The organism is Treponema sp. OMZ 906 (genome assembly GCF_024181185.1).
Lineage (GTDB): Bacteria > Spirochaetota > Spirochaetia > Treponematales > Treponemataceae > Treponema.
In genome coordinates this window covers 2702885-2729685 of the sequence record NZ_CP051196.1, presented here as the reverse complement: position 1 = coordinate 2729685, position 26801 = coordinate 2702885, and the positions used below count along the sequence as shown (strand labels likewise).

21 protein-coding genes and 2 tRNA genes are annotated in these 26801 nt (G+C 41.1%); 6 read left to right on the top strand and 17 right to left on the bottom strand.

Going from position 1 to position 26801, the window contains the following annotated elements:
- Positions 1-24 precede the first annotated feature (24 nt).
- Both E4N69_RS12295 and E4N69_RS12290 read left to right on the top strand, forming a co-directional pair.
- Entirely contained in the window at positions 25-3606 is a 3582-nt protein-coding gene (locus tag E4N69_RS12295; RefSeq protein ID WP_253824013.1) for a helicase-related protein, read from the top strand.
- Positions 3607-3624: 18 nt separating this feature from the next.
- Complete coding sequence (locus E4N69_RS12290; protein WP_253824012.1) at positions 3625-7242, top strand: Eco57I restriction-modification methylase domain-containing protein; 3618 nt, start codon at positions 3625-3627, stop codon at positions 7240-7242.
- Here E4N69_RS12290 and E4N69_RS12285 read toward each other — a convergent pair.
- The 7 genes from E4N69_RS12285 to E4N69_RS12255 form a co-directional block, all read right to left on the bottom strand.
- Positions 7228-7542, bottom strand: coding sequence for a hypothetical protein (locus tag E4N69_RS12285; RefSeq protein ID WP_253714651.1), 315 nt, complete (start codon positions 7540-7542; stop codon positions 7228-7230). The two genes, E4N69_RS12290 and E4N69_RS12285, sit on opposite strands and share 15 nt — an antisense overlap.
- A gap of 152 nt (positions 7543-7694) precedes the next feature.
- Positions 7695-8345, bottom strand: a complete 651-nt coding sequence (locus E4N69_RS12280) for a master DNA invertase Mpi family serine-type recombinase (RefSeq protein ID WP_162664616.1) — start codon at positions 8343-8345, stop codon at positions 7695-7697.
- A 79-nt stretch (positions 8346-8424) separates the two neighbouring features.
- Complete coding sequence (locus E4N69_RS12275) at positions 8425-9294, bottom strand: hypothetical protein (protein WP_253824011.1); 870 nt, start codon at positions 9292-9294, stop codon at positions 8425-8427.
- A 148-nt stretch (positions 9295-9442) separates the two neighbouring features.
- The gene (gene rpoN / locus E4N69_RS12270) at positions 9443-10936 is read right to left on the bottom strand and encodes an RNA polymerase factor sigma-54 (protein ID WP_253824010.1); all 1494 of its coding nucleotides are present in this window, start codon (positions 10934-10936) and stop codon (positions 9443-9445) included.
- 2 nt (positions 10937-10938) lie between these two features.
- On the bottom strand, positions 10939-11961 hold the full coding sequence (locus E4N69_RS12265; RefSeq protein WP_253824009.1) for an omptin family outer membrane protease: 1023 nt from the start codon (positions 11959-11961) through the stop codon (positions 10939-10941).
- 106 nt (positions 11962-12067) lie between these two features.
- Positions 12068-12139, bottom strand: a tRNA-Pro gene (locus E4N69_RS12260).
- A 64-nt stretch (positions 12140-12203) separates the two neighbouring features.
- Positions 12204-12278: transfer RNA gene (locus E4N69_RS12255), tRNA-Asp, on the bottom strand.
- A gap of 240 nt (positions 12279-12518) precedes the next feature.
- Here E4N69_RS12255 and E4N69_RS12250 point away from each other — a divergent pair.
- Entirely contained in the window at positions 12519-13358 is an 840-nt protein-coding gene (locus tag E4N69_RS12250) for a DNA adenine methylase (protein WP_253824008.1), read from the top strand.
- Positions 13348-14640 carry a type II restriction enzyme gene (locus E4N69_RS12245; RefSeq protein WP_253824007.1) on the top strand — a complete coding sequence of 431 codons (1293 nt, stop codon included), beginning with the start codon at positions 13348-13350 and terminating at the stop codon, positions 14638-14640. The genes E4N69_RS12250 and E4N69_RS12245 overlap by 11 nt, the downstream gene beginning before the upstream one ends.
- Before the next feature lie 536 nt (positions 14641-15176).
- Here E4N69_RS12245 and E4N69_RS12240 read toward each other — a convergent pair.
- Together E4N69_RS12240 and E4N69_RS12235 are read right to left on the bottom strand one after the other, a co-directional pair.
- Positions 15177-16187, bottom strand: a complete 1011-nt coding sequence (locus E4N69_RS12240; RefSeq protein WP_253824006.1) for a permease — start codon at positions 16185-16187, stop codon at positions 15177-15179.
- Positions 16188-16198: 11 nt separating this feature from the next.
- The gene (locus E4N69_RS12235; protein ID WP_253824005.1) at positions 16199-17389 is read right to left on the bottom strand and encodes a THUMP domain-containing class I SAM-dependent RNA methyltransferase; all 1191 of its coding nucleotides are present in this window, start codon (positions 17387-17389) and stop codon (positions 16199-16201) included.
- Between the two features lie 175 nt (positions 17390-17564).
- Here E4N69_RS12235 and E4N69_RS12230 point away from each other — a divergent pair, with 175 nt between their 5' ends.
- Both E4N69_RS12230 and E4N69_RS12225 read left to right on the top strand, forming a co-directional pair.
- The gene (locus tag E4N69_RS12230; protein WP_162664611.1) at positions 17565-18686 is read left to right on the top strand and encodes an ABC transporter ATP-binding protein; all 1122 of its coding nucleotides are present in this window, start codon (positions 17565-17567) and stop codon (positions 18684-18686) included.
- Positions 18687-18700: 14 nt separating this feature from the next.
- Positions 18701-19558, top strand: a complete 858-nt coding sequence (locus tag E4N69_RS12225; RefSeq protein WP_253824004.1) for an ABC transporter permease — start codon at positions 18701-18703, stop codon at positions 19556-19558.
- Between the two features lies 1 nt (position 19559).
- Here the strand turns inward: E4N69_RS12225 and E4N69_RS12220 are convergent, their stop codons facing one another.
- The 8 genes from E4N69_RS12220 to E4N69_RS12185 all read right to left on the bottom strand — a co-directional run bounded on the left by E4N69_RS12220 (position 19560) and on the right by E4N69_RS12185 (position 26694).
- Positions 19560-20657, bottom strand: a complete 1098-nt coding sequence (locus tag E4N69_RS12220; RefSeq protein ID WP_253824003.1) for a formylglycine-generating enzyme family protein — start codon at positions 20655-20657, stop codon at positions 19560-19562.
- A 146-nt stretch (positions 20658-20803) separates the two neighbouring features.
- Entirely contained in the window at positions 20804-21463 is a 660-nt protein-coding gene (locus tag E4N69_RS12215) for a hypothetical protein (protein ID WP_253824002.1), read from the bottom strand.
- Between the two features lie 18 nt (positions 21464-21481).
- Positions 21482-22498: a hypothetical protein gene (locus E4N69_RS12210; protein WP_253824001.1), complete on the bottom strand. Its 1017-nt coding sequence runs from the start codon at positions 22496-22498 to the stop codon at positions 21482-21484.
- Positions 22499-22536: 38 nt separating this feature from the next.
- On the bottom strand, positions 22537-24588 hold the full coding sequence (locus E4N69_RS12205; RefSeq protein WP_253824000.1) for a TonB-dependent receptor plug domain-containing protein: 2052 nt from the start codon (positions 24586-24588) through the stop codon (positions 22537-22539).
- Between the two features lie 178 nt (positions 24589-24766).
- A complete protein-coding gene (locus E4N69_RS12200) occupies positions 24767-25441 on the bottom strand; it encodes an energy transducer TonB (protein ID WP_253823999.1) in 675 nt (224 codons plus the stop codon).
- The gene (locus E4N69_RS12195) at positions 25425-25829 is read right to left on the bottom strand and encodes an ExbD/TolR family protein (RefSeq protein WP_253823998.1); all 405 of its coding nucleotides are present in this window, start codon (positions 25827-25829) and stop codon (positions 25425-25427) included. The genes E4N69_RS12200 and E4N69_RS12195 overlap by 17 nt, the downstream gene beginning before the upstream one ends.
- Complete coding sequence (locus E4N69_RS12190) at positions 25822-26376, bottom strand: MotA/TolQ/ExbB proton channel family protein (RefSeq protein WP_253714636.1); 555 nt, start codon at positions 26374-26376, stop codon at positions 25822-25824. The genes E4N69_RS12195 and E4N69_RS12190 overlap by 8 nt, the downstream gene beginning before the upstream one ends.
- 96 nt (positions 26377-26472) lie before the next feature.
- Entirely contained in the window at positions 26473-26694 is a 222-nt protein-coding gene (locus E4N69_RS12185) for a hypothetical protein (RefSeq protein WP_253714635.1), read from the bottom strand.
- Between the last annotated feature and the right edge of the window lie 107 nt (positions 26695-26801).

The window sequence follows — 26801 nt, the reverse complement described above, 5'->3', positions numbered from 1 at the left end:
TGTTCGAGGAAGAGGGTTATACCCATGCACAGTACATTGATTGATAATTCCGAAAACTTAAAACTTGTTGATACGCTTAAAAAACTCATCACCATACCCGGCATTACCCATATCGACATTGCAACAGGGTACTGGGACATTCCGGGAACACAGCTGATTGCGGCAGAACTTCGCGCATTCTTAGAGCGGTCGGCAGATACGCGTGTGCGGATTCTTATCGGGAAAGATCCGTATCTTTTTGCACAGTACAGCGCCGATGTCAAATATAAGGATGCCGACTATCCGCAGGATTTTATCAAAACCGATCTTGCCGATTTAAAGGTAAAATCCGAATACAGCCCCGCTGTACAGCTTTTACTGGATTTTTGCAAAGAACAGCATGAAGGCCTCAATGACCCGAAAATAGAGATACGCATTTTTCGCGGTGTAAGCGAGGATGATAAGCGACAGTTTTTCCATTCCAAGTGTTATATTTTGTACGGAACTGGCAGTGCATACGGGATTATCGGCAGCAGCAATTTTACTCAAAAAGGCTTACAAGAAAATTCCGAACTGAATTACCTTGAAACACATACACAAATAATTTCAGCAAAGCCGGACGGGATAAATCTTTCAAAAGGGCATACTACATGGTTCAATGAAAAATGGGCATTAGCATCCGATTGGACACGAGCGTTTTTGGAGGAGGTCTTAAAGAAATCGGAGATAGGGATAGAAACTGAAAAAATGGGAGATACAACTAAACTTCAACATGAACCGCCGTATACCGTACTTTCTCCCTATCAAACCTATATAAAGTTTTTGATTGATCAATTTGATGAAGTAATAAACGGCGACGGTAAAATCTCCCCCGATGCGTATATACCCCATGACGAAGACTTCAAACAGCTTATCTATCAAAATCACGCAGTGAACCAAGGCTTTTCAATTATGAAGCGGCATCACGGGTTTATCCTTGCCGATGTTGTCGGGCTTGGAAAAACATTTACTGCATTGATGATTGTAAAGCGGCATCTTTTAGAAACGAACTTTACGCATCCGGTGTTAATTATCACTCCTCCTGCCATTTATCAGAGCTGGATTGATTCGATCAACTATTTTGATAAAAATGAATTACCCGGTAAAAAAATCAAACCGCTTATCAATCTTACTACAATCGGGCGCCTTGATGACGGCGGCGAAAGCGATGGCTATGTTGATGGAAATGATTTTGATTTAGTATTTAAAAAACAACAATACGGCATGATTGTCGTTGATGAAAGTCATCGCTTTAGGAACAACAATACTCTCATGTACCAAAAACTTGATGACTTAATAGGAAGCATACAGCCTCAACCTTATGTAATGCTTCTTTCGGCGACTCCGCAAAATAATGCTCCGTATGATTTACGGAATCAGATTTATTTGTTCCAGCGCGAACATAAAAATGCAACCCTGTGTAACCTCGGCGGATTCGGAAATGATCTTGAGCGCTACTTTAAGGAAAAGCAAGACCGTTACAAGCAATATATTCAACGGTATAAACTTGTGAATGGGATAAAAATTCAGAAGACACCGGATGAATTAAATCAGGATAAACAAAATCTTATCGCAGATAATGGAGATATACGCAAACATATTGTTGAACCGCTGATAATCAGACGAACAAGAACGGACATTGAAAAATATTATCAGGATGACATGAATACCCAAAATTTAACGTTCCCTAAAATAAATAAACCGATCGCTATTCCTTATGAAATGAAAGGCGAACTGGGAAATCTTTTTAATAGTACGATAAATATTATTGCCCCACAAGTCAGCTGTATCGATACAGACGAATCGGGAAATCAAATCCTTTCGCTCGGTACCGAAGCAGGAAAAGACGGGCTCGGTTATTACCGTTACAGAGCAATTGAATTTCTGAAAAACGAAAAACATCGTGTGTTATACGAAGTAAAAAATTTAACGGTAAGTAATACGGCAGAACGATTAGCTCAGCTGATGGAAATGTTACTTGTTAAACGCCTTGAAAGCAGCCAAGCGGCCTTTAAAGAATCACTCCATAACCTCTCCCGTTACACGGAAAACATGATTAAGATGTGGGAAGTAAATCGTATTTTTATTTGTCCCGATTTAGATGTGAATAAAGAACTCGGCAATAATGCTATTAAAAGCAATGATGAATTTGAACAGTGTCTTGATATGCTTGCAGATAAAGCAAAAAAAGCAAACAAAAAATATTCCGGGCATGATGACACAGGCAGCAATCGAGAATATAAAAGGGATGATTTTGATGAAAGCTATATTACCTTGTTGCGTAATGATTTATTTCTTATCAAAAAGTTATGTGCACAGTGGGATATCCAAACCTCTGATCCTAAAATGAGTACGTTTATTTATGAAACCGCAAATCAGTTTCTAAAAAAAAGCAGAAATAAAAACCGAAAGTTAATTATTTTTACCGAATGTATTGCAACACAAAGCGCATTGGTTCAAAAATTAGACGAAATGCCGATACCACAGTGTAATGTCCTTTCAATTACTGCGGCGAATCGTGAGGTTATGAAAGATGTTATTGCTGCAAATTTTGATGCAAATTACAAAGGAGAAAAACGCGACGACTACCAGATACTTATTACAACCGATGTCCTTTCAGAAGGTGTAAACCTGCACCGTGCGAATTCAATTCTCAATTATGATTCTCCGTGGAATGCGACGCGTCTTATGCAACGGCTTGGACGAATTAACCGTATCGGTACTGACGCAAAAACGATATGGAATTATAATTTTTATCCTTCTACATTAGGCGATGCACAAATCAATATTAAAAATAGAACATATATAAAATTGCAAGCATTTCATGAATTATTCGGGGAAGATGCTCAAATTTATTCAACAAAAGAAGAAGTAAGACATTTTGATCCGGTAATATACGAAACAGCTGATGATGAAGAATCTCCAATCATGCCGTTTATTGCAGAATTGCAAGTATTCCAAAAAGAGCAACCGGAAGAATACACTCGGCTAAAAGCCATAAACGATCTCGCTATTTCTTCCATAAAAGCAGGAGAACACGGTTCTTTTTCTGCTGTACATGGGCATACTGACCGGAAAACTACTACACAATCTTTCTTGTATCTTGCTTCTAAAAATGAAGCAATAAAACAAGTGAGTCAACTGGAGTTTTTTGAGGCATTAAAACCGCTTATACAATTTGATACCGCACAGACCAATATAAATAGAGACACACTAAAGGATCTCCAGGAAGCAATTATGGAATGCTATGAAAAAGATAAACAAAATGCAGCATTGATTATTAGAGAAAGAAAAAGCAAACAGAATAAAGAGATAACGCAAGCACGAAGTAAAATCCAAGGATTATACACAAGCATTAACTCCACTGAATTGCGCACTATGCTCGATGTAATTTCAGAGGCGCTTATGCATCATAATTCGACATTAGCAAAAAAAGTATTAAAAACGAATTTTCAATCACCCTCATTATTCGATAATGGTTTTTACGACAATACCGTAGCCATTAGAGAACTCTATCAATTAGCACGACAAAATAATACAAGAACTGACACAAATGCTGCGCTTTCAACAGCGCTTATCACGGAATAACGAGAAGAGGAACACACTATGACAGACTTTCGCACTATTTTTGAACAAGCTTATCCCGGAAAAGATACGATATATGAAGAGATAATCCTTCCTATTTTCAAAACGGCAAAAGATTTGCGAAAAACAGCGCCAATTGCTTTAGCAGAATCCGATAAACAGACTATTTTACAAGCTTCAATCATAGCGCAAGTTTCAGGTACCTTTTTCATAACATTTGCCGATGTAACAGTGCAGTCTTCGGTACACTTAAAACGCAACCGAGTTAGTATTCAAAACTGTATTCGTACAATCATGGAAGATAATACATCTGCTCTGATCTTTTTCCATTTTGCTGATAATTTGAATGAGTGGCGGGTAAGTTTTGTGCACCGAGCAGAAACTCTTAAAACCAGCACCAGCGCAAAGCGGTATACTTATCTGTGCGGAACAGAACATCCTTGCCGAACTATCGCAGAACGTTTCCAGAAGCTGGCAAAAAAAGCCGACGAGGGTGCTGCTATAACTGTTGATGATATGCTGAATGCATTTAGTGTGGAAGCGCTGAGTAAAGAGTTTTATAAAGCACTCTTTAACTGGTATGAATGGGCTTTAAAACTTGTTACATTCCCAATCGGAGAGACGACAAAAAATACAAAAGGCGGTTTTAATGTTAAACAATCAGGGGATAACAACGAAATAAATCTTATACGCCTTATCACGCGGCTGATGTTCGTTTGGTTTATTAAGCAAAAAGAACTGATCCCATCCTGGATTTTTGACATTAACGAATTGAAAAGTATCCTTACCGACTTTAATCCGAATAATAAAAAATCAGGCAATTACTACAATGCGATTATTCAAAATCTTTTCTTTGCAACTTTAAATAGAAAGATAGAAGACCGTGCTTTTGCGGATGATAAAAGCAAAAGCTTTAATAAACAATTCGGAGTAAAGAATTATTACCGTGATAACTGTAAAAAAACTTTCTTTAAAAAAACGAATAAAGAAATCATTGACCATTTTAAATCGGTTCCTTTTTTAAACGGCGGTTTATTCGAATGCCTGGATGCGCTTAAAGATGATGAGAATAAACAAAAGAATATAGAAGTATTGAGGGACGGATTCAGTCGTGAGCCGTATTGGATGGCGTTTATACCGAATCATCTGTTTTGGCAAGAAGATGACGGAGGACATGAGGGGCTTATCCATATTCTTAACCGATATAATTTCACTGTAGAAGAAAATACTCCGAGTAATGTGCAGATCGCCCTTGATCCTGAATTGCTCGGTAAAGTATTTGAAAACCTCTTAGGTACATATAATCCCGAAACGAGCAAAACGGCCAGAAAAGGTTCCGGTTCGTTTTATACGCCTCGCGAAATTGTCGATTTTATGGTTGATGAATCGCTCAAAACATACCTTTTACAAAATGTAAAAGGTATGACAGATGACCAGACAAAGATTCTTTTTGACAACAATATCGATTCATATAACGAATGCAATAAAGAAGCGATCATAATAGCAGTTAAAAACATCAAAATATTGGATCCTGCCTGCGGTTCCGGAGCCTTTCCTATGGGCGCTCTTCATCGAATGGTGCAAATCATTCAAAAGTGCGGCGGTACAAAAGACGATGAAAAGTCGGTTTATCAACTGAAACTTTCATTAATTGAAAACTGTCTGTACGGAGTTGATATCCAGCCGATTGCCGTGCAAATTTGTAAGCTCAGATTCTTTATAAGTCTTATTTGCGAACAGGAAAAAAATAATAGCATAGCAGCTAACTACGGCTTTGATCCGCTGCCGAACCTTGAAACTAAATTCGTTGCGGCAAATACATTAATCAGCAAAAAGCAAAGCGAACAATCTGCCTTGTTTGAAGATCCCGAAATTAACAAAATAAAACAAGATATTAAAAAAGTACGTCATGCACATTTTAATGCGGCTACAGCAAAAGCAAAAGCTGAATGCAGAGAAGAAGATAAAAAATTACGGAAATCTTTAGCAGACTTACTCGCAAAAGACAGGATATATAATCAAGAAGAAGCCAGGCAACTTGCGGCATGGAATCCGTATGATCAAACTACTGTTAGTCCGTTTTTTGACAAGGAATGGATGTTTGATATAAAAGACGGCTTCGATATCGTTATAGGGAATCCTCCGTATATATCGACAAAAGATATTCCCGCAGAAGCAAAAAAAATGTATGAGGCAGAATTCGGATTCAACGATGACACATACAATCTTTTTACATTTAAAGGGCTAGAGCTTACCAAAAACAATGGTTCATTGAACTATATTATTCCAAAAACTTTCTGGACAACTCAAACAAAGCGAAATATGCGCAATTTAATTCTTGATAAAAATATTCAATATATCTTTGATACCGCAAATCCATTTGAGACAGTTCTTGTTGATACGTGTATTATTCAAATTTCGAATACTCAGTTCGAAAAATCAAATACTATTAAATTTATTGACGGATCTGAAAATCTACACAAGCCAATAATATTTGCACCCGTTCTGCAAGAAATATATAGAAACACCCAAAATATGGTAATTTTTAAACCTACAGAGAAAAACTTAAAAATCTGGCAATTATATGGAGCCAAAGTAAAGGAGCTTTATGATCAATGGTGGAATAAAATCGAGACCAGTAAAAAGATTGCAGAAAATGCAGTTGAATTGAAAAAATATCGCGAAAGTTTAAAACCTGGTGATATCGCGCTTCTTGGATGTCTGACAGAAGGCGGTCAAGGGCTTGCTACTGGAAACAATGGTAAATATATTGCTATACGAAAAAATTCAAAATGGGCTGACACTGTTATAGATGGCAGACCTAAAAAGTTAATAGCAGCGATGAAGGCTGAACCACTATTGGCAAAAGAATTAGGCAATATAAATCCTAAAGAATATTTAACAAGTCTTTCTGAAAGTGAAATAGCAGAAAAATTTGATTCCATAAAAGAAAAATATGGGCGTGATATTTTTGGACAAGGTTATATTTATAAACTCATTGAGGAGGAGGAAATTGCAGATGTAGAAAAACTCACGGATGATGAAAAAGAAAATGGGATTGATACAAAAAAGCCCTTCTATGTTCTATACGACAAAGGTGATAAAGATGGAAATCGCTGGTACTTGGAAACACCTTTTGCAATTGCTTGGTCTAAAGAAAATGTCCAATTTTTGAAGACTAATTCAGGCAAAAAAGGTGTCGGAATGCCCGTCGTTAGAAATCCTCAGTTTAATTTTAAGGAGGGATTTTGTTGGAATAATGTTCTAAATCCTAAAGCAAGATTACTCAAAGTTAAAATGAAATCTGCGTCGGTCAATGATGTCGGCTCAATGTCATTAAGTACTTTATTAGAAAATATTCCGAATTATTATCTTGTATGTGTCTTGAACTCCGACTTTATATTCGATTATTATCGAGAATTTATAAATTGCACTGTGAATATTCAAATAAACGATATCAGGCAGATTCCTATTATTATACCGACTAAAGAAAGTTTAAAAATAATATCTAAAACCTTTCAGGAAGCTATAGACTTAAAGAAGTCCGTGGTATCTGGTATATCCTTTGAGGAAAATAACGCTCTCGAAGAAATTGAAAAGCAGATTAATACATTCATTAATACTTTATATGCAATATAATTCTTCAACTAGTTTATCAAGTTGTTGTTGAATAGGAATTAACATCTTATCAGAAGCGTATACAGATAGCCCGGATAAAAACTGGTTTCTTTTTATTTCAATTGCTTTCTCATAGATATACTTGAACTGTAATAACTGTTTATTATTTGGAATTATAAGAGGAATTTGTCTTGCATCATTGATTTGAAATGTTTGTGTATTATTTATAAAAACATCTACATAATTGCTCATAAAAGTTGAATTAATAACACTGATAATAAAATATTCCGGAACAGTATCAAGTAGTCCATACATACTCATACTTTTTACGTCATTTATACTCTTTGTTTTCAGTCTGCATTTTAAAAAAGTTGTATTAATGTCAGTCCAACAAAATCCCTCCTTAAAAAAGAACGTATATCCTTGATATCGTGCTTTAATATCCGTCTTCAAAAATTGAGGATATTTTAGGTCTAATAAATACCTCGTATCCATGTATCATTTTCTTTTTTTTCCGGCAATCTAATTTCAGTATAAGCTAAATAGCGATATAGCGTACCTTTTGCAACACCAATTATTTCGGCAATTATCGGAATACTTACACCGTTATTATATTGTCTTAAAATAAAGTTATGGTTTTGCAAACATTTTTTATTGAGATGAACATTTCTTGATCCTGTTTTTCTTCCTAATATTACTCCTTCTGCTTTTCGCAGTTTTAACGCCTCTTTCGTCCGTTGGCTAATCAAATTCCGTTCTATTTCTGCACTCAAACCAAACGCAAATGCCAACACCTTACTCTGTATGTCATCGCCGAGCCGATAGTTGTCTTTAATCGTCCAGACCCTACATTCTTTTTTCATACAAATGTTGAGGATTTCCATAATCATAAACAAATTACGTCCAAGACGAGAAAGCTCAGCGCAAATGATTAAATCATCTTTTTTGATTATCCTTAAAAGCTCCCCGAGCTTACGCTTATCATAATTTCTTGTTCCACTAATAGTTTCTTCAATCCAGCCATCTACACTCAATTTTTCCTGTTTACAAAAATTGGTAATTTCAAATTTCTGATTTTCAATCGTCTGCTTATCCGTACTTACTCTGATATACCCGTATGTCATACTGCTTCTCCAATCAAGTAATATAAACGCCAGTATATCAGTTTTCATTTTAATTGGATGTAATATATGTATGGCTCCCTTAAGACGGTCGCCTGTACGGTGAGCGTACCGGCTTTGCTGCATCGCGAATGCTCCAGTCTTCGAGTGCCTCATCTGAAATGCGCGGCATAAAGCGCTTTTGTTTTACTGTTTTCATAGAAGAACCGGCTCCGACGGATTCGTTCCACCAATTGTATAAATGTACATTCGTTTTTACACCTAAAAAATCATAATCTTTTTCAAGAGAAATAAAACCGATGGGATCGTACTCGTAAAATTTCAATTTTGAATCGGCAGTATTCGGATGTGTTTCGTACGGAAGCCAGTTTTGCGGAATATAATTATTTCCGATTATTTTTTTATAATCGCTTGGCATTCCATACGCGTAAAGTAATTTTGTGTTGGTATCAACTGCCCACATTAAATTGTTAAGATAATTTTCAAAATATCCGCCTTTTGCTGCATAAGCTGTAAATTTAAAGAAGATAAAACGTTTGAGCATCTCCGCTTCAGTTGGATCATCATACAAAGGCAACTCAAAAGGATGAACGCCTTCTATGCGGTAATAGGTTACATCATTCAGCTTATTAGTGATGCTGAAAAAAACGGCAGTGCCGGGAACTTCGTCTTCATGGTAACGATATGTTTTATTCGCCTTCCCCCAACCGTCATCAGGAAGACAGGGTTCCCATTGGAAATCGGGATTAAACAGCACTTCAACTGCCGGAGCCGAACCCTTGGATGGCGTCGTAATTTTTGCCATGTGGATAACGAATTTTCCCAGTTGTGCTTTCTCATAAATGCAATCGGGATTGTTGGGGTCTGGCATAGCCGTATTTTCCGTCTGACCAAAAAGAAAAGAACTGAAAAATATAAGATAGCTGAAAAAAACAATACGATTTAGTTTCATACATGAGCCTCGCTTGAAAGAGATAGATTGCAACATGTTTTTGCAAATTAGAGAAACCTCTAAAAAAGTTGTTTCGTAGAGCCTTTCTATTGTGTAAACATCATTAGAGCGTAAAAAACAGAAAATTGTCAAGAATTGGATTGAACCATTAGGCTCTATTATATGACGAACCGATGTCAAGTTCTTTCCTGTATTTTGCAACGGTACGGCGAGCAATGGAAACCCCATATTTCTCCTGCAATAGGGCGGAAATTTGTTGATCTGAAATCTTTGAGCCTTTTGCACTTTGTTCGATCAGTATCTCTTTAATACAATCTTTTACCCCTTCTCGTGTTGAGGGGATACCGGTTGATACGAAAGTATTGGATTTCGAAGAAATTTGAGGCTGTACCGCTACCGAATTGGTAAAAAAGTATCGAATTTCAAAAGTACCCCACTGGCACTGTACATATTTCCCCGCGACAGCCCTTGATACAGTAGATTCGTGGATATCCAGTTCTCTTGCTATCTGTTGCTGAGTCAGTGGAAGCAGCTGCCTCTTATCACCGGTTAAGAAGAAAGCTTCTTGAGCCGAAACAATTTTACGCAGTACATCGACAATTGTTCTTTCTCGCTGGTTTAAACTTCCGATAAAAGCTTTCGCTTTTTGAATTTGCTCCTTTATATAGGTTTTATCGGTGGTATCTTTCGTATGGCTTATTAAGTTCTGAAATTCAGGCGAGATGGTAAGAAGCGGCACTTCAAAATCATTTATTTTTATACTGAACTCTTGGTTATCTCGTTCGATGGTGGCTGTCGGAACAATATACTCATCAGGTGTTATATCTGTGGTGAGACCCCTTCCCGGGAAAGGATTAAGTGAGGCGATTAGAGACAAAATATCTTCCGCATTCTCTTGGGTTAGTTTATAAGGAATTGCCGGATCTTCATTGACGGCACGGGCGAGTGAATATGGACGAGCTTTTTCCAGATAAGCGAAATGATTTGCTAAAATATCGATAGTATAAGCATAAACAGGGTCGATTTTGGTCTTCTTGTGGAATAATATCTTTGCTTGAACTAAAAGTGCTTGCTTAAAATCCTGCGTTGCGCATCCAATAGGGTCAAGCTGTCGAATAATCGATAATGCATGACATATTTTATGCCGTGTAAAAGCAATGCTTTTTTCGCCTTTATTTTTAGAGAGCTCCTCTTTAAAAAGTTTGTTTAGCGGAACGACATGGAAACCGTCATTCGTTAAATTTCCAATAATTCGTTCGGCAAAAGAGAGAGTGAGCGGATCCAGCTTGTGGATAAATAGTTGTTCCAAAAGGTGACTTTGTAAGCTCTGCTGCTGAGGCGCCGGAATATTTTCTAAGAAAGTCTGGAATACGTCGCTTGCTTCCGTCGAAAAGGCTGACGATGTTCGGTCGTTGCGGTAGTACGGTTCTTTCCGTTCGAGCAGTTTTGTCTGATCTGTTGATGTAGGAGGTATTTGTTGTGTTCCGTGGACAAGCTCTAAGGCAGGATTTTCGGCAAGCTCTTCCGCAATTCTTTCTCGAAGTTCGACGGTCGGCATTGCCAATATATCCAGCGATTGGATTTGACTTTGACTCATCCGCTGCTCAAGCCGTTGCCCGAGCGTTTGCCCCATCTGCTGCATGGTTACCGGCCTATCCGGAAGGCACACCCGATCGAGCAAGTACAACCGCGTAAAGACGTGCCTGCGGAATTGGGCGGTGTATAGGAGCTTGGCTTAGTTGAGGTGATGTCATTATAAATAATACTACTACCTTCCATTGTTATACAATACTGATAAAAAAGATTAATGAATACTAAAAGGAACGGCAAGCAGTTCCAATGTAACCGGAGATTACCGTGCATTGCCCATCCGCCGCCCAGAATGTCAATATATCGCATATTAGCAGCATGGTGGATATCTTCTGCGAAAGCTGTAATATCGGCAGTAAGGTGAAAATCCGATAAAAGCGTTAGTTTATGAGGGAGCGTTGCTTCAAAACCGACTCCTATTGCGGGCATCATTACTTGTTGACGGTATGATATTGCCGATCCTATATGCGGCATCCTAGGTAATGCCGGACTCCACGGTTCATACGTTCCGTCAAACTTTTTTTCTGCATATTGCAGATAGCCGCCGTAAGAATGCCAGCTGATTGTTGAGTAGTAAAAACTGAGCATCGGTTCTACTGTCACTGCAATACCGGCGCTCCTCATTGCTGCTGATTGCGGCATCGGCAACTGTAAACCGAGTTTTGCCATCCAGCTTAGCCCGTTAATAATTGTACAGTTATGTTTGGAAAATTTGGTTATTCCCGTCTGCGGAGGAGTCGTCAGAATCCCCTCAAAGTCCGAATCGGTCATGGGTGCGGTAGCCATCGACTGCATAAATGAAATATTCCCTTCAAGATGAATCCCTTTCGGGAAATATACGCCGCCGTGAATCGTATAAGAAGCCGAAGGTGTAAGCGGCCATTTTAGATCACTTAGAATGGCATCATAACGGCACACATACTCGCGGCTTTCGGCAATCATGGTGTTGAACGAAAATGCGATAAATCCGCTTACCGGAAATTTTTTTGTCTTGTCAGCAGTATCGAGAGGCTTTGCGTCTTGGGCTAAAAGTATTGGTGGTAAGAGGAAAAAAATGATAAAAAATATTGAAAACAAGCGACACGGCCGCATAGCGGAACTATAGTCTTAATTTGTAATCTACTCAATATCTCAAATGGAATGCTGCTGATAAATTTTTTTGCTTTTTCAACTTTAGGAGAGATCGGGCAGGGGGGATTTGAACCCCCGACTTCTTGGTCCCGAACCAAGCGCGCTACCCCTGCGCTACTGCCCGTTTGTGTGATTATATCTTAACGATTATAAAAATAAAAGCTCACCACTTGCGCGGTGAGCTTCTTCGGGAGCGACGGGGCTCGAACCCGCGATCTCCGGCGTGACAGGCCAGCGCGATAAACCAGCTTCGCTACGCCCCCGTAATGGCGGTAATAATATACCCATTTAAATAAAAAGTCAAGAGAAAAATTGCAAAAAATCAGGGTAAGAAGGTAAGCACATTGGAAACATTTCTAGCTCAAGAGGTTGTATGCTTCACATAAAAGCTTGAAAATGTTATAAAACTGAAAAAATAGGATATAATAATGATCTATGATAGAGCATAGGGCAAGAAACACCATACATAATATGGCTCTTTTTAGTAAAAAGGTATAGAATAAATGGCAAAAAATAAGCTGGTGATGCCGGTCGTAAAATGGGTTGGTGGCAAAAGACAACTCCTTCCTGCTTTAACCCCCTTGGTCCCGGAGCGATTTACAATTTATTGTGAACCGTTTTTAGGTGGGGGAGCAATGCTGTTTTGGAAGCAACCGAAAAAAGCGATCGTAAATGATATTAATCACGATTTAATACAAATGTATGAGGTTATCCACGATGATGTTGAGAACCTCATACTAGAGTTAGAAAAACATAAAAATGAAGCAGAATACTTTTATCGGATTCGTGATTGGGATCGGGATAGAGCTAAGTATGCCAACCTATCTCGCGTAGAAAAAGCCGCGAGAATTATTTACTTAAATAAAACCTGTTATAATGGCCTTTTCAGAGTTAATAACGCTGGTGAATTTAATGCGCCGTTTGGTTATTATAAAGCGCCTAATATTATAAATGCACCTACCCTTCGGGCGGTAAGCAATTATTTACGGGAAGCCGAAATTACCTTTTCGTGCTGTGATTATGCAGAAGTGTTAAAAAATATTCCCTCTGGAGCGTTTGTCTATTTAGATCCTCCTTATCATCCTGTTTCCGATACTGCTAATTTTACGGGATATTCTCGCGGAGGGTTTAATGAAGACGAGCAAATTCGGCTGCGGGAGTGCTGCGATGATTTAAACCGGCGTAAAATTAAATTTATGTTATCAAATTCGGCTACGGATTTTATTAAAGCGCAATATGGTAATTATAACCTAACTATCGTAAAAGCAAAAAGAGCTATTAATTCCGATGCAACAGGACGAGGTCAGGTTGATGAAGTGGTAGTAAGAAATTATGAATCCTAAGCAGAAAACACAAAACGATATCGCATGGGAAGCACTGTTTATAAAATATGATATATTGAATCGAATTGGGGCATGTGGACAATATATTATTTCTGCAGATCAGATTAAAGAATTCCGTGAGCCGCGTCTTATGGTTAAGTTTGATCATCACATAAACTTACCGCTTGTTTTTTCAAATAATCATCTTGCAATTCTTCCCGTTTCTCGTCGGGATTATGTTATTTCAAATTTTAAGGCATATCAATTGTTTGAATCGCGTAATGATACAATTATCCGAGCGACTTTACCAACGCATATTCAAAGTCTTGATGCTAATGAAGTGCCCAGTGAAAACGTTGCTATCAACTGTGCATTAGCATCAGGAATGTTTGCCGACTTCCTTAATGAAGAAACACTGTATCCGACAGTATCAGGACGAATGGGATCGGGTAGGTTTAACTTTGATATACTTAATTCAAGAACCGGGACTTTTTTTAATATGCAGATCAATAATTCTCAAATTGAAATAGATGCGGCTTTTGAAGGGATAGCATCGTTAGCTCTCATTGAAGCAAAACGTGACTTATCTGCTGATTTTCTTATTCGGCAGTTATATTATCCATATAGGGTATGGGAAAGTCGTCTTTCTAAAAAGGTAAAGCCGATATTTTTGGTATATTCAAATGGAATATACCGCTTGTATGAATATGAGTTTCAAAATTCAGCTATTTATAATTCTCTCGTTTTAATTAAACATAAAAACTATGCCATTGAAGATACCTCTATTGAAATGTCTGACTTGATAGAAGAAGCTGCTCAGATATCACAAGTTGTGCCGGAACCTGAAATTTCATTTCCCCAAGCGGATTCGTTTGAACGTGTAATTAATATGTGCGAATTATTATCTCATCAAGAGCTTAGCCGGGATGCAGTTACAGAGAAGTATGCTTTTGATATCAGACAAACTAACTATTATACGGATGCAGGCCGCTATTTAGGACTTATCGAAAAAAAATACAATGGGAAAAAACCAATATATTATTTGACGAAATACGGACGAAGAATAATGCGGCTTAATTACAAAAAACGGCAACTTGCTTTATGTAGATGCATCCTTCAACATAGAATATTCTTTAATGTATTCTCATTTTGCCAACAATACGGGAGTCTCCCTGATCGGACTACCATTGTTAAAATTATGAAATCCTCTGATCTTTATAACATAGAATCTGAAAGCACATATCTTAGGCGGGCTTCGACTGTCAGTGGGTGGATTAATTGGATGTTTGGACTGATTTCATAAACGACATGAAACTTGCCGTTTTATTCTTTGTTCCTTATATTAAAGGGCGGAGGTATTAAGTCAATGTGTCCTACATGCCATAAACCATTAAACGAGTCCCAATATCATGGTGCTTATAAATCTTGTCCATTATGTTCTCAAAATGCCGGTATCCATATTTATTATTTATATCCTGATGCTTTTGGGAAAACCCCTTTACGCGCGACTCCAGCACACCCTGATGGACCACAAAGTTATTGTCAAAACTGTCGAGGAGGGCAAACTGGGCCATTTCCAAACGGCTTGCGATGCAATCAAGTTTCAGATTCATAAGTTTTAATTTAAGTATTTTAGTGAGCCGTATAGATGCTTATAATTAAACGTCTCCTGTAAGACAGAAAAAGTAGTTCGCTTTGGTTCATATTTTTTGCGGGTTCACGAGACCTATAATCCAGAGAAATCAATTCTTGCCCTTTTCAGAGATTTTAAAGCTGAAAAGATGTGGTTTTAAATGAAAACTGAGCGGTTTTATCCAAAGTTCTCCGAAGCTTCTTTAATCATAAAACCAATCGCATTAACAATGAAATCCCGATAAAATTGATTGCCGTGATAATAAGGGTAAGTTCTATCACAAACCGCTTTTTAAACAAAGATAACAGCATAAACAAATTTTTTATATCCATCATCGGGCCGTATACTAAAAAACCGAGAATTGAACCGGAGGGAAATCTGTTTAAAAAGCTGCGGGCGATAAAAGCATCGGAGGTGGAGCAAGCGGAAAATACAAAGGCGAAAAACATCATCACAAGGAGCGAACCTGCCGCACTGCCGCTTGTTATGCTGAACAATTCCTGAGGCACAGCCGCGCGTATCAGCGCGGTGATAAACGCACCGAGGATTAAAAAGGGTCCTGTGGTAAAAAATTCCGAACAGGTGTGCATCAATAGGGCGTATACTTTTGCTTGCAGCCATTGCAGTTTGCTTTCTGCAGCGGTGTCGCCGAAATTGTCTGATGGAGGGCCGTCGCGACTGTTCTGCGCACTTGTTCTGCCTGTTGCAAGGCGAAACGCTGTATCCACATCCACGCCGCCAAAGATGTGCGGCTGCGCTGCCGGTTCCCTATCAAAATCTTCCTTTAAGTATTTTTCTTCAGGGTAGAACAGCAATATCAATCCTATACCGAAGGCAATTGTCAGCCCGAAGCACAGCCGATAGAACGTTACGGCTGGTTGTTGCGGGAAAGCGTACAGGGTCGAAACAATCGAAATAGGGTTGACGATGGGGGAAGCAAGCATAAAAGTAACCGCGATAGGCATCGCGACACCTTTTTTAATGAGGCTGCGCATCAATGGAACGGCAGCACATTCGCAGACGGGGAACAACGCTCCGGCAAAGAGCGCCGTTAAAAAGCCGATCCCGTATTTTTTAGGAAAAATCTTGATCAGCAGTCGGTCGGGAACAAAAGCGTATAGCGTCGAGGACAAAAGCGCTCCCAGCAGCATGAACGGCACCGCTTGCAACACGATGCCGGTAAAAACGGTATGTATGGTAGAAAAAAATGCCTGCATATAAAACCTTTCTACAACCCGTAATAATACAGGCAGGTGTCGAGGTTGCCGCTCTTTAACGGCCGCTTTTTGAGCGTAATGCCTGCACGCAGGAATATGTCCGCAAAAGCAGGTTTATCGGTAATAAAACCTAAGCGCCAGTTGTCAAACTCGTGCGGAATGGCCGTCATTTTCTCGTAGAGTGCGATTGCGTCCTGTTCATCGCCGAGGCGATCTCCGTAAGGCGGATTGGACAGGAGTACTCCTTCGGGATACGGCGCAGCCAACTCGCTAAAATCAGCTTGGATAAATTCGGGGCGCGGGATACGGTTATCTTTTCCAATCCGCTGCAGCGCTTTACCTGCAAGCATACAGGCACGCTCTGCATTGGCTTGCGCAAGCCGCACCGCCTCCGGATCGTTGTCGGAACCGCTCACCCGTACCAAGCAATCCGTGCGGATATTGAGCGTACCGCGCCGGCGTTCTTCTTCAATAAGCTGCCGGTCTTTTTTAGACGAATAGCAGGCAAAGGTTTCAAAGGCAAAGCTGCGGCCGATTCCGGGCGGAATATTATAGGCATACCACACCGCTTCAATCGGGATGGTACCCGACCCGCAAAAAGCGTCGTGCAGCGGCAGCTTCCGTTTCCATTGCATACACTGCAACAAAACAGCCGCCAGCGTTTCTCTCATCGGCGCGGTGCCTCCGCTTAAGCGGTATCCCCGCCGGTGCAGCGGCTCTCCCGAAAGGTCGAGCAGCAGATACACGCGGTTATGTTCTATATATATGCGTATGCTGTACTCCTTCCCCGTTTCCGGTAATACATCCATCTTCCATGCGGAACAGAGCGCGGTACATACCGCCTTATGAACAGCTCGCTGCACTGCATGTTCGGAAGCGAGTTTACTCTTAAAGGTTCTCACCTTGTCTACCGTTATCTTGGAATCTTTGGAAAAAAAACGCTGCCAATCCACCGCGGCAACGGTGTCATACAACGTATCGAAGTTATCAGCGGCAAATTCTTTCAGGACGAGATAGAGCCTGTCCGCAGTGCGGAGATAAAAGTTTGCACGCATGATGCTTACAACTTCCGGCTCCTTCAGCGTAGGGGTAAAAAAAACACGCCCCGGCAATCGGTTAACCGGTTTAAAGTCTAACAGTTTTAATTCATTTGAAAGGATCGGCTCGGCGCCGACTGCGCAAAGCGCTAAAAATTCAAGCATGAAAGGACTATATCGATTTTTTTTGCTTTATACAATTGGAGGAACGAACAAATTTATATATTGACATAAACCGCTAAATGTTTCAAATATAGTAGGTCATCTCTAAAAGTTCGCTTATCGGCTAAACGTTTTTTAGAGGTGCCCTATAACAAGCTGAAGGGGGCGCGATGCGTCAGTGAAAGGGTGCGAAATTTCAATCGAAAATGTGTCAAAAACATTTGGTGATTTTCATGCAGTGGATAATGCGGTTATCCACATTAAGCGCGGGGAGTTTTTTTCGCTGTTGGGGCCTTCCGGCTGCGGAAAAACAACGCTGCTGCGCATTATTGCCGGATTTGAACAGCCGGATTCGGGGATTATAACCTTTGATGGGCTAAATATTGTCGGCATAGAAGCTCACAAACGGCAATCGAATACCGTTTTTCAAACCTATGCGCTTTTTCCGCACCTGTCAGTGTATGAAAACGTTGCCTTTCCGCTTAGGATTCGCAAACGCCCGCAGGAAGAAATTGATCGGCAGGTTAAAGAATATCTGCATTTGGTGCAGCTCGATGCGCATATCTACAAAAAGCCGTCCCAGCTTTCCGGCGGGCAGAAGCAGCGGGTTGCCATTGCCCGTGCGCTGATTAATGAACCGCGGGTGCTGCTCTTGGATGAACCGCTTTCCGCATTGGACGCAAAGTTACGGGCAAATCTTTTAATTGAGCTTGATAAACTGCACGACCAAATCGGCATTACCTTTATTTTTGTAACGCATGATCAAAGCGAAGCGCTGTCCGTTTCCGACCGTATTGCAGTGATGAATCAAGGGAAGGTGCTGCAAATCGGTAGTCCGTATGAAATCTACGAACAGCCAGCTACAGCTTTTGTCGCAAAATTTATCGGCGAAACAAACCTCTTTGATGCAACCGTGGTTGCGTGCGAGCCGCATACGGACGGCTTTATGGTTACGCTTGACACACCGGCGCTGGGAACTTTGGTTAAAATTACCGACTACGATAAAACCGAAGTGGGGCAGCCGGTATGCTTTACCGTGCGGCCGGAAAAAATCCGCATCTCGTTGGAAAAGCCGTCTTCTTTGACAAAGGAATTGAATGTTTTCCGCGGGGAAGTTGAAGAACCGGTGTATTCCGGTTTTCAGTCTAAGTTTTTTGTAAAGTTGGAATGCGGTACGGTGGTACAAGTTTTTAAGCAGCATCAAAATTATCTTGAAGACGGGCCGGAAATCGAGTGGAAGGATACGGTATATGTTTCGTGGGCGGCCAATGACGGCTACATCGTCGAAGATTTAACATAAAGGTATATAAGACTATGGTACAAGATCATTCCCGGCGGCGGTACGCCTTTTTGTATACCTTTCCGATGGCAGCATGGTTTACCGTCTTTTTTGTGCTGCCACTTCTCATCATCGGCGTGTATAGTTTTCTTCAAAAAGGATTATACGGCGGAGTTGTACGGCATTTCACGTTCAGCGCATATATACAGCTTTTTACCGCAAGCTACGGGCTATTATTTGTGCGGACGCTCTGTGTCAGTATTGCGGTAACGCTGATTTGCATCCTACTGGCGCTTCCCGCCGGATATGCAATTGCACGGAGTAAGCATCAGCTGTTCTTTTTGTTTTTGATTATCATTCCTTTTTGGACAAACTCATTGATTAGAATTAATGCATGGATTTCGATACTCGGTACTCAAGGCTTCCTCAATGGGCTTTTAAAAAAACTGCACCTCATTACGGAAAGCATTCCGTTTTTATATAACCGGCAGGCGGTGATACTCGTGCTGGTATACATGTTTATCCCGTATGCGATTTTTCCGATTTTTTCGGCAATCGACAAGTTTGACTTTTCGCTGTTGGAAGCGGCACGCGATCTCGGCGCTACTAAAACAGAGGCTATCTTTAAGGTCATGCTGCCGAATATCCGTGCCGGAATCCTAACCGCCGTTATCTTTACCTTTATTCCGGTATTCGGCTCTTATACCGTACCGCTCCTTGTCGGCGGTAAGGATTCTTATATGATCGGTAATCTGATTGTCGATCAGGTAACGAAGATACGCAATTGGCCGCTCGCCTCAGCCTTTTCGGTGCTTATTACCGCCGTTAGCGCTGCCGGTGTCCTGTGGATGATGTACGCCAGCTTTAAGCAAGAAAAGCAAGCCGCAAAATAGTTCAGTTTAAACTACGTGCGAGCCGGATGCCAAGATAATTGGCGCGGCGGTACGGGTAGTACCAATCGTTGCGGGAAACCGTGCAGTTGTATGCTTCGTTGCGGAAGGAGCCGCCGCGGTCAACCCGTGCAGGTTCTTCAACGGTAGTAGGACGCGGCCCACCGTGCGGATCTTCTTCTATTGTTTCGGTTATGTTTAAAGCGGCTGCCCAATCATAGCACCATTCAGAAACATTCCCCGACATATCATAAAGTCTGAGACGATTCGGCTTTTTTGTGCCGATGGCATGGGTCTTTTGCCCGCTGTTGCCGAGATACCACCCGTATTGGTCGAGATTTGTATCGGTTTTTCTAGTATGAAAGCCCGACGGATCAAGCGGCGTACATTGCGTTCCTGCAAATGCATACTTCCATGCATCGATTTTTACATTACCGCCACGCGCCGCAAATTCCCACTCAGCTTCCGTCGGAAGCCGGAAGCCGTTGCTATCTTTAGCACAAACAACCTTGTCCCATTCTGCACGCTCTTCCTTTGCTGTTTTCTCATCGGGAATTCCGTCGTATTGAATCTTTTCCCAATCAATGTTTTTATTTTCAATACGGTAATACGGTTTCAGTCCCAGTTTTAAGCTTAACTTATTGCAAAACACAATTGCATCGTACCAATTAACCGTTTCTACCGGACGCAGTTTTTGGTCGCTGCCGGTATTAAAGTTACTCGGGTTATGTCCCATAACCGCTTCATATAATTCCTGCGTTACTTCATACTGCGAAAGCATAAACGGACTAAGTTTGACCTTTCTACCTTTGAGGAATACTCCTCTCAAAAGATATAGTCCGGGTATGTAAGTGTCTTCACCACCGTTGCAATATGTCTTCCAGCTTGAATCATCGTCCATGAAGATTTCGGCTTTCGTGCCTTTTGCGACGATTTCTGTAAAAGAGGTTTTTGCAAATGTTTTGCCGTCAAAGCTTATATCGCTCACGGGTACTCGTTCTGTCATACCGTTTTTACAGGAGGTCAAAACTCCGAATATTAACGGAGCGGTGAGCACCGTCAACAAAGCTATAAAATGTTTATAATTTTTATTGTCTTTCATAATTCTTCATAGTAAATGGGGAGGTCTTAAAAGTCGGTTGCTTTCAGGACATCCCCTGTGAGTTTAAATTAGGCCGTCAGTATTACAAACAGTAGAACACCTCTAAAACTTGCGTTTTTAGCGGCGCCCAAAATACTGCAAATGCACTATTCTTTTGTAAGCGTAGACCAATCTACGGTAAGTTTACCGGCATACTTTGAGTGCTCATTAGGTTCATTCGGACCTGCCGTGCCTTTTCCATCGCTGAACTGCGCGCCCATAAAGCTGGAGTTGATGTAAATCCACAAAAAGTATTCCGATTTTCCTTTGCTTGCAGGGAACGACATTGAGGTAACGTACTGAACTCCGGCAGCATGATCCGGATCACTTTCTGGAGGAGTAGCAGTATCGCCGGCTTTGCTGAGAGTGTATACTGCATTCTGTTTGTTACCGGCCATATCGTAGTAGCCGGGCTTCGAATTGCGCGGGTCGATAAACGTGTTTACTTCAGGCAGCGTACCGACATGTACACCCGACTTTATAAATTGCACGGTGAGCATCACGTTTCCGTCGCTGTCGACGGTAGCCCGAGTCCCTTTTAGTATAGGTTTATCCCCTTTCTCCGGATTCCCTTTTGCCATGTCAAGCTTCATTAGAGGCGCAACACAGCTCAAGTCCGATTGGACGGTGTAGTTTCCGGGCAGGATAGGCTTATTGCCCCCCCCCCCCCCCCCGTTATTGGTTTTCGGGGAATTCGGCTGATTACAGCCTGCGAATCCGATACATACGGCTGTTAAAACCGCCATAACAAAAAACATCTTTTTCATAAAAACCTCCTATAGATGTTAATTACTTCTAAATCTTTCAATAATAGGCAAAGGCATTACGCCCGGTAAAAACGAAACTCGCAACTCCAGTTTTCCGTCTTTAAGTATTCCGCGAACCGATAGCTGCTTTAATCTGATGGTTGTTCCATCGGCTTTAGTCGCAGGAATGCCGTGGTCGGGAGTAGGCGCATCATATTTCAGATAATACTCACTTCCGTTTTTAAATACCTGCACGCCGGGAACAGTATAAGGTTCGATCGTCATGTTCGAATCATAGGCAAACCGGTGCATTGTAAGTTTTACCGTATGCGTACCATCCGGTGTAATACCGATTTCCGGAGTAATCGGAGTACCGTCGGAATTTATTCCGCATGTACCGTGTCCTCTTGTTACATTTCCGCCCAACCCGACCAAATAGTCGAACGTTCCGGTATATGAAGCATTCCCGCCCCAATTGTCCGCGTTCGCACCGCTTGGCACTTCAATAACCGGTTCGTCTTTAATATTCGGATCAAATGCTATTGTAGGGGCATCGGTATTGCGTGGAATTCCTGTTTGCTTTGTCATAGGTACGCGTGTATTTTGCATTGCCCCGATCTCGGTAAGTTTGTCACCGGTAAGTAAAACAACCACTTCGTTCAAAGAATTTATGCCGAGCTGAACGGTCATTGCAGCTTTTGATTTGTCGTGATTCATTGCCGCTGCAGAATCTCCGCCTCCGAACCAATAAAGCGTGTATCTATTTACCCCTTTTTTTTCGGCATAATAATAGAACGAAACGGCATTCATTTTGCTTTCTTTGCTTACACTCATATTCCAATCCGCCCGTTCGTCATTGTATAAAATAAGCGACGGTTTTAAGGTAGTGCCGCTTGAAGCGGTGATATTTCCGTAAAACGTATATCCGTAAATTTCGGAAATATCATACTCCTTAAGATTCTGGCTACCTTGCCCGCAGGAAACAAGTAACAAGGCAAGTGCCGGCAATACGGCCAAGCAAACTCCCTCTCGAAAAAAACGATGTATGTTTTTCATAAAAACCTCCTAAAACTTTCGCAAAAGTTTTGATTTTTTTAGTTTCTGAACGTATATTTTCCTCCGACACGCAAGACAATACCATCGGTAAGGCCGTAATACTGTTTTTGTGTCTCTTTGTTTGTTCCCTTTATAAAGTGGATATTGTTAAGCATATTGTCCAAAGCGGCATAAATTTCCAGTTTTTCATCTAAAAATTTCTTTGAAATATCCAAGCCGACCATAAGGTAGTCCGGTGTATAGTACGCACTTTTTTCCGTCAAAAGCTGCGGTGAATTCCATTGCATACTGAGACTGATTTCCGTTTCGATAACGGGAATACGGTATGACGTATACGCAGTTACTCGATGATTAACGCGCAGGGCAAGGTCTTCCCAGCGGGCAGTAGGTGCATCGAAGAACTTTGCCCCCGTATAGGCATACCCGATTTTTATTTTAAATCTGTCCAATTCCGTCCCTGCCGAAAAATCACCGCCGTATGTCATCGCTTTATCTACATTTCGATACTCACGGATTTGCGGTGAAGATAAGCGGTCGATAACAACACTGTCAATCAAATCGAGGATGTAGTTGAAGTAGCCTCCGATGGAAAAGGTAAAAAGATTTTTTACATTCTGCTCAAGTCCGATATTAAAGCTGTGGGATTTTTCGGGAACAAGTTTCGGATTCCCGTAAAGAATAAAATTTCCTAAGCCGGGCGCATAGTTATGCCGGAAAATCCAGTATTTTTCTTTTAAAGACGGAATTTTATACCCCATTCCGTAGCTGAACCTCAGTGTGGTGGTTTTGACTGGGTTGTATTTCACACTGAATTTAGGCGTTCCCATATAGATAGTGCTGCTTCCCTGAATACCCGGAGCAACGGTAAAACGGGCGCCGGGGACAAGCGTCAGTTTTCCGTCAAAAAGCGAAATCACATCCTGTACAAACAATGCTGTTTCCAATGCATACTTCCGTTTTGCAAAGGCTGTTCCGCTCATAGATGTAAGTGCTGCATTTACACCGAATGTCAAATCGTTGATGGAATTCGGTAACCAGTGCGCACGTATATCAAACTCGGCATCAAGGGCATTGGAATGTGTCCGTTTTGAAGATGAATGAACACCCGCTTTGACATTATAGATGGTATCCAAAACGTATAATTTTCCGACAATAAAGCTGTCAAGATAAAACTTTTCACTGTTAATATATTTTCCCGTAATGCCTAGCTCTCCGCGTTGAGATGCATAAGTCAGATCGGAGCCTTTGTCAAACCCTGTTTTTGTGAAATTGCTTACCTGCTTCGAACCTGTGTACAATCCGTATACACCGACGGAACCCCACGTGTCTTTCCATGTAAATGTATTACGGACAAAACCTTGTAATTTTTTAGGGTTTTCGTAATACGTGATTTTTCCGGCAAGCGCATCGTGTACAGGCCGTTGTTTACCGGGATTATAATCGAAACTTCCGATCAATATATTTGAAATATGTTTACTTGTAATGGAAAGATTACCCGCTGTATAGTTTTTCCATCCTAATATTAGCGGCATAAAACCGATTTCTTCGGTAACGCTGCCGGCGATTTTAACTTTCGTTTTCTTTTGTTTTTTCGCATTTTCTGCTTCAGAATTATTTTCTCCGGAATCAGGCTCTTCGCGCTTTGTTATGATATTGATAACCCCTCCCATTGCCTCGCTTCCGTATAAAACAGAATCCGCACCCTTGATAACTTCGATGCGCTCTATGTTTTCAACGGGAATCTGAAAAATCGGCGTTGCACCGGATATATCGGTTGAAACGCTCACCCCGTCTATCATGATTTTTACATACCCGTTACCCAGTCCCTGCATCGTTACGGACTCATTGGCATTGCCCGCCGTAGCGGCACTTACCGTAACATCGGGCAACGTTTTTAAAGCATCACCCACTGTCTTGGCGCCGGATTTCCGTATGTCTTCATTTGTAATTGTACGCTTTTGTTCGACAGACTCGTCGATTTGTTGTTCAATCTTATCTGCACTCACCGTAATGACATCGTCTTCCGTTTCCTGTGCAAACAAAAGCGATAGGGAAAAACATACAATGCAGAAAATAATACATCTTTTCAAATTTCTACCCATTTTTAGTTAACATTGACTAACTTATAGTTTAAATGAAATTTTATTTTTATGCAATAGGGGTGATTCTCATTTTACATTTACAATTGGTAATAGATAATGTGTAATTAAATCGGTCAAAAGATAAAACGCGCGCAGAGCAACATGCTTGTTTAGCCCCCCCCTGCATTTAGTTTAAAGAAAAATCCATGACAAAAGAAAGGGTCATCGCACTCATACCGCTTTCCATTTTTTTAAAAGGCGATGCTTTTTTGATGGCGGTAAGACATGCTTTGTTTAAAATTTCGTATTCGGACGGTTCAAGGATGTCCGTTTGGGCAAGTGTACCGTCAGGATTGATGACAATGCGTACGCGTACTCTTCCTTCAAAACCGTTTGAACGTGCGGTATACGGATACGTTTTTTTTGAAGCGATGCGACCAAGCGCATAAGATTTATATGTTGCAACCGCTTTCGCATCCTGCGTATGGGAAAATGAATCTTCAGCGCCTGTAACAGCAGCGGTATTGTTTGATTCACTTTCGCCGATATCGGACGCCGAAGTATCATCGGGCGTTTCTTCGGTAGGTATTTCAGCTGGTTCGTTCGGAACCTCAGCCGGCTCCGGTACGGGAACCGGTTCGGCGGACGATGCCGGAATTGTCGGCACTTTTTTAGGCTGTACGGTTTTTTGTACGACAGGCGGCGCTTTCTTTGAAAGCCGTTTGACGATATGCACTTCCGACATCGCCGTATTGGAAACATTCGATGCCGCTGCAGCGCTTCGAATGTTCCACACAGGTAAACAAAACAATACGCCAACAAGCGTCATCGTACACAGCGCGGAGCTAATCCAGCGGGTCATGCACAATTCCAATGCGGCTGATTCCTGCCGCCTGTATTTTTGTCAGTATCTGCACAATGCGTTCAAAATCGACGGTTCGCTCGCATTCCAGCGAGAGTGCAAGTTCGGGATTCTGTTCATAAAGGGCGGCAAGTGTGGCTTGCAGGGTTTCAAGTGTAATAGTACTCCCGTCCAATTCTATTGCATTTGCAGTAACAGCGAGGACTTTTGTAGTGTCCTGTTCTTGCATTGTGTCTTCACTCTGCGGTAAATCGAGCGGCAAGGAGCTTCTTTTAAATTGAGTAGACACCATAAAAAAAATGAGCAAAATAAAAATGACGTCGATAAGTGATGTGATGTTTACAACCAGTTCTTCCTCGCGGCTGGATAAAAAATCGAGTTTATGCATCACTGCGCTCCCTGTTTTGCGGCGCTGCTTCTTCGTACTCTTCACCATACAGCTCAATGAGCATCATACGCTTTTCGATAATACGTTTAAACATACGGTAACACAACAGCGCGGGAATCGAAATGATCATCCCGAATGCAGTCGTAAGCATTGCTTCCCAAATACCGCCCGATAAATCTTGAATATTTACTGCGGCGCCTACCTCCGCCATCTTTGAGAACGAACCGATAAGTCCGGTAACAGTACCCAACAAGCCTATCGACGGCGACACCGCACTGATAACATTGAGCAGCCAAAGTCCTCGGTTCATTTCATAATAGAGAAGCGTGCTTTCTTTGATAAGTTCTTTTTGTTGCTGCGTTTTCGGAAGCTCGGAAAGTGTTGCTGCTTTTGCTTGCAATCGTTTAAGCACATCGTTTTTAGAACCCTTGCGCGTTTGAAAAAAATATATGCTGCGTTCAAGGCATTGGCAAAAACAAAAGCACAAGATAGCAGCAAGTACCCAGTTGAGAGGCCCGCCTAAATTAATAAATTCAATCAATTTCATATATTTATTATACCTGCCGATTTTTTACAAAAAATCCCAGCATAAATCAATACCCCCGACACAAGAAGCATTCGTACGGAAAGGAGGCACCCCAATTTATAAAGCTTTTACTTCTTCTTGCGAGAGTCCGACAATTTTGCAAATATCACCAAGCGGATAGCCCATAGCAAGCATCGTTTTTGCTGTTTCAAGCTTTGCTTGACGGGAGCCTTCGGTGAGACCGAGGTTTTTACCTTCATCAAAGGCATCCATCAGGGCTATGGGTAATATGTGGTATTCTTTCCGTGCTAATTCGTTGTGTTTTACCGTCTGTATCATCTGCTCGATCCTCCTTGTGTAATCGGTTGTTGCTTTACCTGTTTTCACATACTATAAAAAACCTTGTAACTCTTGATTGTCTGTTCTTTTAAATGCCTTTGCATTCT